This is a genomic window from Enterobacteriaceae endosymbiont of Donacia semicuprea (assembly GCF_012570535.1).
Classification (GTDB): domain Bacteria; phylum Pseudomonadota; class Gammaproteobacteria; order Enterobacterales; family Enterobacteriaceae.
The window spans coordinates 447,661-458,753 of the sequence record NZ_CP046210.1; the positions used below are offsets into that span (position 1 = coordinate 447,661).

General features: G+C 18.1%; 12 protein-coding genes. 10 read left to right on the forward strand and 2 right to left on the reverse strand.

Going from position 1 to position 11,093, the window contains the following annotated elements:
- Positions 1 to 14 precede the first annotated feature (14 nt).
- From GJT91_RS02180 to infA, 3 genes are read left to right on the forward strand one after another with little or no spacing between them, the layout of a single operon-like run.
- Positions 15 to 1,760, forward strand: a complete 1,746-nt coding sequence (locus tag GJT91_RS02180) for an ATP-binding cassette domain-containing protein (protein ID WP_168868603.1) — start codon at positions 15 to 17, stop codon at positions 1,758 to 1,760.
- A 1-nt stretch (position 1,761) separates the two neighbouring features.
- Complete coding sequence (locus GJT91_RS02185; RefSeq protein WP_168868604.1) at positions 1,762 to 3,504, forward strand: ATP-binding cassette domain-containing protein; 1,743 nt, start codon at positions 1,762 to 1,764, stop codon at positions 3,502 to 3,504.
- Between the two features lie 35 nt (positions 3,505 to 3,539).
- Positions 3,540 to 3,758 (forward strand): translation initiation factor IF-1, encoded by a 219-nt coding sequence (gene infA / locus GJT91_RS02190; RefSeq protein WP_168868605.1) that lies wholly within the window; start codon positions 3,540 to 3,542, stop codon positions 3,756 to 3,758.
- A gap of 68 nt (positions 3,759 to 3,826) precedes the next feature.
- Here the strand turns inward: infA and trxB are convergent, their stop codons facing one another.
- Positions 3,827 to 4,777 carry a thioredoxin-disulfide reductase gene (gene trxB / locus GJT91_RS02195; protein WP_168868606.1) on the reverse strand — a complete coding sequence of 317 codons (951 nt, stop codon included), beginning with the start codon at positions 4,775 to 4,777 and terminating at the stop codon, positions 3,827 to 3,829.
- Positions 4,778 to 4,920: 143 nt separating this feature from the next.
- On the opposite strand from trxB, the gene serS reads away from it, so the two are divergent.
- The gene (serS, locus tag GJT91_RS02200; RefSeq protein ID WP_168868607.1) at positions 4,921 to 6,204 is read left to right on the forward strand and encodes a serine--tRNA ligase; all 1,284 of its coding nucleotides are present in this window, start codon (positions 4,921 to 4,923) and stop codon (positions 6,202 to 6,204) included.
- 27 nt (positions 6,205 to 6,231) lie between these two features.
- On the opposite strand, the gene argR is transcribed toward serS, so the two are convergent.
- Positions 6,232 to 6,714, reverse strand: coding sequence for a transcriptional regulator ArgR (gene argR, locus GJT91_RS02205; RefSeq protein ID WP_425483093.1), 483 nt, complete (start codon positions 6,712 to 6,714; stop codon positions 6,232 to 6,234).
- A gap of 218 nt (positions 6,715 to 6,932) precedes the next feature.
- Here argR and rplM point away from each other — a divergent pair, with 218 nt between their 5' ends.
- From rplM to cgtA, 6 genes are all read left to right on the forward strand, one after another.
- Positions 6,933 to 7,355 (forward strand): 50S ribosomal protein L13, encoded by a 423-nt coding sequence (gene rplM, locus GJT91_RS02210; protein WP_168868608.1) that lies wholly within the window; start codon positions 6,933 to 6,935, stop codon positions 7,353 to 7,355.
- A 28-nt stretch (positions 7,356 to 7,383) separates the two neighbouring features.
- On the forward strand, positions 7,384 to 7,782 hold the full coding sequence (gene rpsI, locus GJT91_RS02215; RefSeq protein ID WP_168868609.1) for a 30S ribosomal protein S9: 399 nt from the start codon (positions 7,384 to 7,386) through the stop codon (positions 7,780 to 7,782).
- Positions 7,783 to 7,933: 151 nt separating this feature from the next.
- Positions 7,934 to 9,196: a UDP-N-acetylglucosamine 1-carboxyvinyltransferase gene (murA, locus tag GJT91_RS02220; protein ID WP_168868610.1), complete on the forward strand. Its 1,263-nt coding sequence runs from the start codon at positions 7,934 to 7,936 to the stop codon at positions 9,194 to 9,196.
- 121 nt (positions 9,197 to 9,317) lie between these two features.
- Positions 9,318 to 9,635 (forward strand): 50S ribosomal protein L21, encoded by a 318-nt coding sequence (gene rplU, locus GJT91_RS02225; RefSeq protein ID WP_168868611.1) that lies wholly within the window; start codon positions 9,318 to 9,320, stop codon positions 9,633 to 9,635.
- Positions 9,636 to 9,645: 10 nt separating this feature from the next.
- The gene (gene rpmA, locus GJT91_RS02230) at positions 9,646 to 9,903 is read left to right on the forward strand and encodes a 50S ribosomal protein L27 (protein ID WP_168868612.1); all 258 of its coding nucleotides are present in this window, start codon (positions 9,646 to 9,648) and stop codon (positions 9,901 to 9,903) included.
- A 105-nt stretch (positions 9,904 to 10,008) separates the two neighbouring features.
- Positions 10,009 to 11,022, forward strand: a complete 1,014-nt coding sequence (gene cgtA / locus GJT91_RS02235) for an Obg family GTPase CgtA (protein WP_168868613.1) — start codon at positions 10,009 to 10,011, stop codon at positions 11,020 to 11,022.
- The last annotated feature ends 71 nt before the right edge of the window (positions 11,023 to 11,093 follow it).

Genomic DNA, 11,093 nt, shown 5'->3' on the forward strand with positions numbered 1-11,093 from the left:
AGTAATATTTTATTATGAAAATATATAAAGAGAAATATATAATATTTTGGTTAAAAAAACAGAGTTTTTTTGCTAAAAATTTATTAAAAATATCATATTTATTAAATATTATTAATATTTTTGTAATTATAATCCAAAATTGGATTTTATCAAAACAAGTACAATTTTTTTTTATTGAAGAAAAAAAAAATAAAATTTTTTACTATTGTATAGTATTATTTTTTTGTTTTATTATTAAATCATTACTAATATTTTTAATTGATAAAGTTAATTTTAATTATAGTCAAATAATAAAAAATATTATTCGAAAAAAAATTATAAACAAATTATTGCATCAATATTATGAAAAATTAAAAAATAAGATGTCAGGAGCTGATTTATCTCTAATAATAGATCAAGTAGAAAATTTACAAGATTATTATAAAAAATATATACCTCAATTATTTATTATTAAAATAACATCTTTAATAATTTTAATAACTATATTTTTCATTAGTTGGATAATAAGTTTTTTACTTATCATTATTAGCATACTAATTATTTTTTTTATAATATTAATTGGTAAAAAAACTATAAAAAAAAATAAAAAAAACTTTAAAATATTATCACTTTTAAATGGATTTTTTTTTGATAGATTAAAAGGAATAGAAACCATCAGAGTATTTAATTTTAAAAAAATAGAAATAAAAAAAATTTCTTTATATATTGAAAAATTTAGAAAAAAAAATATTGAAATATTAAAAATTGTTTTTTTAACTTCTGCAGTTTTAGAATTTTTTATCACTATTTCTATGGCATTTATTGCTATTTATTTTAGTTTTATATATTTAAATATAATAAATTTTGGATTTTATAATAAAAATATTAAATTATTTCATAGTTTTTTTACATTAATTTTAATTTCTGAATATTTTCAAAATTTTAATAATTTAGGAATATTATATCATGTTAAGTCTAAAGCAATTGGAGCTGCTAATAATATTATAAAATTATTGAATAATAAAAAATTTAATAATTTAAATACTAAAAAAAAATTTTATTTACAAAAAATAAAAAAATTAAAAATAGAAGCTAAAAATTTAGTAGTTAAAAATAAAATAGGTGATATATTAATAGGACCTATATCTTTTAAAATAAAATCCAGAAAAAATATAATTATTAGTGGACCTAATGGATGTGGTAAAACAACATTATTTAATGTTTTATTAGGCCTTATTCCATATAATGGATCATTAAAAATTAATAATATAGAATTTAAAAATATAAATTTATATAGTTGGTATAAACAAATATCATATGTTAAACAAAATCCTACACTTCCTGCTATAACAATTAAAAAAAATTTATTTTTTAATAAAAAAATAAATAAAAAAAAAATACAAAAAATTATAAAAAAAATTGGTATAATAGATTTTATTAATAAATTACCTAATAAATTAAATACGATTCTTAATAAAGAAAATGTATGTTTATCAATTGGACAAATACAAAGAATGGTTATTGCTAGATCTTTAATTAAAGATAGTATTTTATTATTATTAGATGAACCTATAAATAATATTGATATAAAAAATCAATATAATATTATGAAAATAATACAAAAAAATACTTTATTGTTTAATATTAGTATAACTATTACTCATAAAATATATAATATTGATTATTATGATCAAATTTGGTATATGAAAAAAGGTAAAATTATTAAAAAAATATATCCAAAAGTAAAAAAAATTTTTTCCCTTAAAAAAAGGAATTTTTGAAATGTTTTATTTACTATATTTTTTAAAATATCATAAAAAATATATTAAAAAAATTTTTTTAGGTATTATTTTATCTATATTTTATAATTTATTAAATATTTTATTATCCATAATTTCTGGTTATTTATTAACTTCTACTTTTTTATTAAGTATTAATAAAAATGATTATATATATTATAATTATATTATACCTTCAATTATTATTAGAATTATTTCAATAACAAAAATTATTACTAAATATTATGAAAAAATAACTAAACATAATACTACTTTATATTTATTAAAAAATTTAAGAATTTTAATTTTTAAAAAAATATTTCCTTTGTATCCATCAAATTTAACTATATTTCAAAATATTGAAATATTAAATATGTTAATTTCTGATATTGAAATATTAGATTTTTTATATATACAAATAATTACACCAATTTTTAGTATTTTAATTACAATGTTAATAATTTTCATAAATTTAAGTTTTTTAAATTTATTTTTTTCTTTAATTTTTTTTACTATTTTTGTAATTTTATTATTATTATATTTAATATATTTTTATAAAAAAGGTAAAATAATAGGAGAAAAAAATGTAAAAATAAAAAAAAAATATTATATTACTATAAATAATCTTTTATCACATCATTTAGAATATAAAATATTTGATGGTATTAAATATATATTTACTAAAATAAATTTATTAGAATTAAAATGGCAAAAAATACAATCTATACAAAATAATTATAATATTCAATCTCAAATATTAATAATTTTTATTATAAATATTATTATGATAATATTTATAATTTACAGTCATATATTTTTTTCTGATGTAAATATAAAAAATAAAATTATTTTATTTTTATTATCTTTAATTTCATTATCTAATATATTACTTCCTTTAAGTAATATATTTCAAAATATTAGTGAAATATTTTTATCTGCTAAAAATATATTTAATATTATAGAACAAAAACCTAATATTAATTTTATAAATAAAAATAAATATAATAAAAAAAAAATTTCAATTATAGATATAGTAAATCTATCATTCCGTTATAATAATAAATCTCCTTATGTATTAAAAAATATATCATTAAGTATAAAAAAAAAACAAAAAATAATTATAACTGGACATAATGGTAGTGGTAAATCTACATTATTAATGTTATTAACCAGAGCATGGGATCCTTTAAAAGGTAATATTTATTATAATAAATATAATTTAAAAAATTGGAATTTATCTTTATTAAGAAATAATATTAGTGTTATAAATCAAGAAATATATCTTTTTAGTGATACATTAAAAAATAATATTCTTTTAAATAATCAGCATAATAAGAATATTGATAATAATTATTTAATAAAAGTTTTAAAATTAGTAGGTTTAGAAAAATTAATAAAAAATAAAAAAGGATTAAATATATGGCTAGGAGATGGAGGTAGAATCCTTTCCGGAGGAGAATTAAAAAAATTAGGTATTGCAAGAACTATAATACATAATGGAAATTTAATTTTATTAGATGAACCTACCGAAGGATTAGATTTATTAACATCTAATAAAATAATAAATTTATTATTTTCTATATTCTATAATAAAACAATTATTTTTATTACTCATAATATTAATATTTTAAAAAAAGCAGATTGTATTTATTTTATGGATAATGGTTTTTTAATTAAAAAAGGTAAATATAATAATTTAATAAATAAAAGCTATTATTGGAATTTTGTAAAAAATCATATAACATAATCTTTATTATATATTTATAATTATCAAGGTTTTTTATGTCTAAAGAAAATAATATAGAAATGCAGGGAATAGTATTAAATACATTACCTAATACTATTTTTCATGTAAAATTAGAAAATGGTCATATAATAACTGCACATATATCAGGAAAAATGAGAAAAAATTATATTCGTATATTAACCGGAGATAAAGTTACTGTAGAATTAACTCCATATGATTTAAAAAAAGGTAGAATTATCTTTCGTAGTCGTTAATAAATAATAGGTATTATTAGAATTTAATTAAAAATTAATAATGTATAAATTAAAAATTTAATTAATAATTAATTCTTATTTAAAAATTTTTGTGCATCTAATGCAGCCATACATCCTGTAGCTGCTGATGTTATTGCTTGTCTATATATATTATCCATAACATCTCCAGCAGCAAAAATTCCAGGAATATTTGTTTGTGTAAAAAAATTTTTATTATTTGTTAATATGTAACCTTGTTTATTAAGTTTTAATTTTTGTTTAAATAAAATAGTATTAGGGATACTACCTATTAGTATGAATATACCATATAATTTTATTATTTTAATATTTTTACTATTAACAGAGAAAATTTTTATACCTGTAACTCCTGTATTATCACCTAAAATTTTTTTTACTACATAAGGAGTATGTAAAATTATTTTTTTCTCTTTTATTTTAATTTTAATTTTATCAATTAATATTTTTTCTGCATTAAAATCATTTTTTCTATGAATTAAATGTACTTGAGAAGAAATATTTGATAAATATAATGCTTCTTCTAAAGCAGTATTTCCACCTCCAATAACAGCAACTACTTTATCACGATATAAAAATCCATCGCAAATAGCACAATAAGATATTCCTTTACCTAAAAATTTTTTTTCAGAAGGTAAACCTAAAAATCTTGGATATGATCCTGTTGCTATAATAATACTTTTGCAAGTAAAATTAAACAAATTTCCTTTTAATATAAAAGGTGATTTTTTAAAATTAATAATTTTTATTATTGTATCATTAATAATTTGCGTATTAAAATATACAGCATGATTACGTAATCGTTCCATTAGTTTAGGTCCAGTTACATATGGGAAATTTCCTGGCCAATTTTCTATACTTAATGTTTGTGTTAATTGCCCTCCGATACTTTTACCTGTTATTAAAACAGGATTTAAATTTGCTCTTGCAGCATATATAGCTGATGTAAAACCAGCAGGACCAGAACCTAAAATAAGAAGTTTTGTTTTTTTATTATTTTTCATTTATATTTTTTTAAAATTAAGAATATTTTATATATTAAAATTAATATTTTTTAAATATACTATATTTATAAAATAAATTTATATAATTTTATATATTTATATTATAATATTTTATTATTTGATGTTCAATATGAGAAAATATTATGTTAGATATTAATTTATTACGTAATAATATTGATTATATTTATAAAATTTTAAAAAAAAGAAATTTTAATTTAAATATTAATTTAGTAAAGAAATTAGAAAAAGAACGAAAAAATGTACAAACTAAAATGGAATTTTTACAAATAAAAAGAAATAAAATTTCTAAGATTTTATCACAAAAAAATATTAATAATATTTGTAAATTAAAAAAAAAAGTAATTATTTATAATGATAAAATATCTAAATATAAAATTATGTTAAATAATATAAAAAAAGATATACATAATATTTATAGCGTAATACCTAATTTACCATTAGAAGATGTTCCTATTGGAAAAAATAGTAATGAAAATAAAGAAATTAAAAAATGGGGTAATATAATTCAATATAATTTTCCTATACGTGATCATTTAGAATTAGGTATTTTAAATAAAGGAATTGATATAAAATCTGCTGTAAATTTAAGTGGATCAAAATTTATTATTTTAAAGGGATTAATAGCATATTTACATCGAATTCTTATTCAATTTATGTTAGATATACATATTAATAAACATGGTTATGAAGAAATTTATGTTCCATATATAGTTAAAAAAAAAATTTTATATGGAACTGGACAATTACCAAAATTTAGTAAAGATCTTTTTCAAATAAAAAATTTTAAAAAAAATAATGAATGTGAATATTTTTTAATTCCAACAGCAGAAGTTCCATTAACAAATTTATTAAATAATAAAATTGTTGAAGAAAAAATGTTACCAATAAAATTAGTATCTCATAGTACTTGTTTTAGATCTGAAGTTGGTTCATATGGGCAACATGATAAAGGATTAATACGAACACATCAATTTGATAAGGTAGAATTAGTACAATTAGTAAAACCTAAGAATTCTATAAAAACTTTAGAAGAAATTACTCAACATGCAGAAAAGATATTACAATTATTAAATTTACCTTATAGAAAAATGTTATTATGTACAGGAGATATGAGTTTTTCCTCAAGAAAAACATACGATTTAGAAGTATGGTTTCCTTCAAAAAATAAATATTATGAAATTTCTTCTTGTTCTAATATGTGGGATTTTCAATCTAGAAGAATAAAGGCAAGATATAGAAAAATAAAAAATAATAAAATTCATTTTATACATACTTTAAATGGATCAGGACTTGCAGTAGGCAGAACATTAGCTGCTATAATGGAAAATTATCAACTTAAAAATGGTACAATTATTATTCCAAAAATACTACAACCATACATGAAAGGAATAACATGTATTAAATAAAAAATGAAAAAATAATTTTTTATTATTTTATTTACATTTTTGTCTAAATAAATTTTGTATAGAATTATATAAGTGAATAGTTTTAAATAAACGTGTGGGTACTACAAAAATAGTATCATCACCAGCAATGGTACCTAATATTCCTTCTGATTTTCCTAAAGAATCTAATAATCTTGCTATTAATTGAGCAGCTCCAGGACTTGTATGAATAATAATTAAAATATCATTATAATCAATATCTAAAACTAAATTTTTTAATGGACTAGTTGTATTTGGAACGCTTAATTCTAAAGGAAAACAATATACCATTTCCATTCTAGTATTTCTAATTCTTACTGCTCCAAATTTTGTTAACATTCTAGATACTTTAGATTGATTAATATTATTAAATCCTTCTTTTTGTAAAGCATGTACAATTTCCGTTTGTGTACTAAATTTTTCTTGTTTAATTAAATTTTTAAATATTTTAACTAAATTATCCTCTTTTTTTTTTGTAAAAATTATTCCCATAAAGTTCACCAAATAAAATAAAAGAAAAAATTATTTATTTAAAATAATAAAATCCATATTTACTAAATTTATTAAAAAATAAAAAAGACTAATTGCATTTATAATGCAACTATATTATCATATTTTAATAAAAATTTATATTTTTTTATTAAAAAATTAAAAAAATAAAATGAAATACAATTTTATTAATAATTTATATTTTGGATATCATATATAATATGAATACTATGTTAAAAAATAATTTTAATCGTCAATGGTATCTTATAAATGCAAAAAATAAAATTTTAGGTAGATTATCTTGTATAATTACCCATTATTTAATGGGTAAACATAAAATTCTATATAAACCTCATATTGATATAGGTGATTATGTTATTGTAATTAATGCTAAACAGATTAAAATTACAGGAAAAAAAAGTAAAAATAAATTTTATTTTAGTCATAGCGGTTATTCTGGAGGATTAAAAAAAATATCATTTGAACAATTAATTCAAAAAAACCCTAAAAAAATAATTGAGCATTCAATAAAAGGAATGTTACCTAAAAATAAAATAGGAATGTTAATGTTAAATAGGTTAAAAATATATAAAGGAGAAATTCATAAACATATAGCACAAAAACAATATATTTTAGATATTTAGTTATATTTTATTATTAGGATATAAAATAATGAATAAAAATTTTTTTAATTATTACGGTACAGGAAGAAGGAAAAGTTCTTCTGCTAGAGTATTTATTAAAAAAGGAAATGGGTCTATTAATATTAATAAAAAAAATATAAATATTTTTTTTGTTAGACAAACACATCGTTTAATGATAATAAAACCTTTAGAATTAATAAAAATGCATAATAAATTAGATTTATATATTACTGTAAAAGGAGGTGGTTCTTCAGGACAGGCAGGTGCCATTAGACACGGAATTACTAGAGCTTTAATAAAATATGATAATTTTTTTAGAAAAGATTTAAAAAAAGCAGGTTTTATAACTCGTGATGATCGTAAAGTAGAACGTAAAAAAGTAGGTTTAAAAAAAGCTAGACGTAGTCCACAATTTTCAAAACGTTAAAATTAATTTTTATGATTACTAAATATAACAAATTTTTTTATAAAAATCTTATTAAAAATAATTCTATATAATAATTTTAATCATCTATTAAATAATTAAATTTAAAATTATTAATTTCGGTATTTTTACTAATTTTTTCTAGAGAAAAAATATGGATAAATTTATTATAAAAGGTCCTGTAAAGTTAAAAGGAAAAGTAAATATTTCTGGATCTAAAAATTCTGCTTTACCTATTTTATTTGCATCTATTTTAATAGATGAACCAGTAGAAATTAAAAATATACCTAAATTAAAAGATATAGATAATACAATTAAATTACTTTTACATTTAGGAGTAAAAATAAAAAAAGGAAAATCATTAATAATAAATGCAAATAATTTAAACAATTATTATACTATTCCTAGAAATTTAGTTAAATCTACTAGAGCTTCTATTTGGTTAATAAGTCCAATACTAAGTCGTTTAGGTAAAATAAAAATATCTTTACCTGGAGGTTGTTCTATTGGAAAAAGACCTATTGATTTACATATTAAAAATTTAAAAAAATTAGGTGCTAAAATTTATATAAGAAATGATGATATTTTTGCTTATATAAATAAAACCTTTAAAGGTTCTCATATTATAATGGAAAAAAATAGTGTAGGAGCTACTATTAGTATTATTTTAGCTGCTATTTATGCTTATAAAATAACTATTATTGATAACGCAGCAAAAGAACCTGAAATAAAAGATTTGGCTAATTTTTTGAATACTATGGGAGCAAAAATTAAAGGTGCTGGTACAAATCAAATAGTCATTGAAGGAATTTTAAAATTAAAAGGAGGTGTTTATAAAATAATATCAGATAGAATAGAAACAGGAACTTTTTTAATAGCAGCTGCTATATCTGGAGGAAAAGTATTATGCAAAAAAACTAATCCTAAAAATTTAGATATAGTATTAAAAAAATTAAAATATGTAGGTGCAAAAATAAAAACAGGAAAAAATTGGTGTAGTCTTAATATGAAAAATAGAAAACCCAAAGCTGTTGATATAATAACAGGACCTTATCCTAATTTTCCTACTGATATTCAACCACAATTTACTTTATTAAATTTAATTGCATTAGGTAAAAGTAAAGTAACAGAAACTATTTTTGAAAATCGTTTTTTATATATACCTGAATTAATAAAAATGGGAGCAAATGTTTCTTTAAGAAAAAATCAAGTTATTTGTAAAGGAGTTAAAACACTTTATAGTGCAAAAGTTATAGCAACAGATTTAAGAGCTTCAATAAGTTTAGTTTTGGCTGGTTGTATTGCTTTTGGAAAAACTACTATTAATAATATTAATTATATTGATCGTGGATATGAAACAATAGAAAAAAAATTAACATCTTTAGGTGCAAAAATTAAAAGAATAAAAAATAATTAATATAAATAATAAAATATAGTAAAATTATCGATAACTAAATATTATTTAAATTATAATATTATATTATATAAATTTTAATTTATATAAATGAAAAATCAAATTATATTAGAAGGATAATAAAATGTATGCAATTTTTGAAAGTTGTGGTAAGCAATATAAAGTTATTCAAGGACAGACTATTAAATTAGAAAAAATTAAAGGAAAAATTGGTAATGATATTGAATTTAAAAATGTTTTAATGATATATGATGAAAATAAAATAAGTGTTGGTAATCCTATTATTATAGGAGCAAAAATAATAGCTAAATTGATTTTACACGGTAAAGAAAAAAAAATAAAAATAATTAAATTTCACAGAAGAAAACATTTTAAAAAAATACAAGGTCATCGTCAATTATTTACTAATATTAAAATACTTAAAATTCAAAATTTAAAATAAGGAATTATTTATGGCTCATAAGAAAGCTGGAGGTTCTTCTAGAAATGGAAGGGATTCACATTCAAAACGTTTAGGCATTAAATGCTTTGGTGGAGAAAAAGTAAAAGCCGGATTTATTATAATAAGACAAAGAGGAACAAAATTTCATGCAGGAAATAATGTTGGTTGTGGTAGAGATCATACTTTATTTTCAAAAATAAATGGTATTGTTAAATTTACAAAAAAAGGATTAAAAAAAAAAAAATATATTAATGTTCTAAAAAAATAATTTTAATAAACTACAAATTTTAATATTAATTTAAAATTTATATTTATTTATTTAAGATATATGATTATTTTTATGTATTATTTTTTTGTTTTATATGGGGTTATAATGAAATTTTTTGATAAAGCAATTATATATATAAAATCAGGTAAAGGAGGAGATGGATGTATTAGTTTTCATCGTGCAAAATATATACCTAAAGGAGGACCTGATGGAGGTAACGGTGGCAAAGGAGGAAATATATATTTTATATCTAATAATAATATAAATACACTTGTTAATTTATGTTGTCAAAATACTTATATATCTGAAAATGGATTACATGGGAAAAATTGTCAACGTACAGGAAAAAATGGAAAAAATTTAATTATTCAAATCCCAATAGGAACAAAAATTATTGATATAAAAAAAAATATAACTCTTATATCTTTCAATAAAAATAATCAAACTTTTTTAATTGCAAAAGGAGGAAAAGGTGGATTAGGAAATATTAATTTTAAATCTTCTATTAATAGAACTCCATATAAAAGAACAAAAGGTAGTTTAGGAGAAAAAAAAAAAGTTAGGTTAGAATTAATTTTAAAAGTTAACATAGGTGTATTAGGATTTCCTAATACAGGAAAATCAACATTTATAAAAAAAATATCTTCTGCTAATACTAAAATTGGTGATTATTTTTTTACAACAACAGAACCTATTTTAGGTATTGTCAAAAATAAATTTAATAATACTTTTTTCTCAATATTAGATGTACCTGGTATTATAAAAAAATCTTCAGTTGGTAAAGGACTAGGATTAAATTTTATTAAACATTTTAAACATTGTAATTTAATATTACATTTTATAGATATATCAATAATTAATAATAAACATAAAATAACTAATAATATAAATACTATTAATTTTGAAATTCAAAAATTTAATAAAAAAATTCTTTTAAAAGATCAATGGTTAATTTTCAATAAAATTGATTTATTTGATAATATAAATAATTTAAAATTTTATATTAATAATATATTATTAAATTTTAAATTTATAAAAAGATATTATTTCATATCTTCTAAAGAAGATATTGGAATTAAAAAATTATGTATAGATATTTTTAAATATTTATATAATTAAAATTTAATTTTATTGATCATTTTATTAAAAATAATATAACATATTTGTGTAATTTTATTTGGATCATAAAA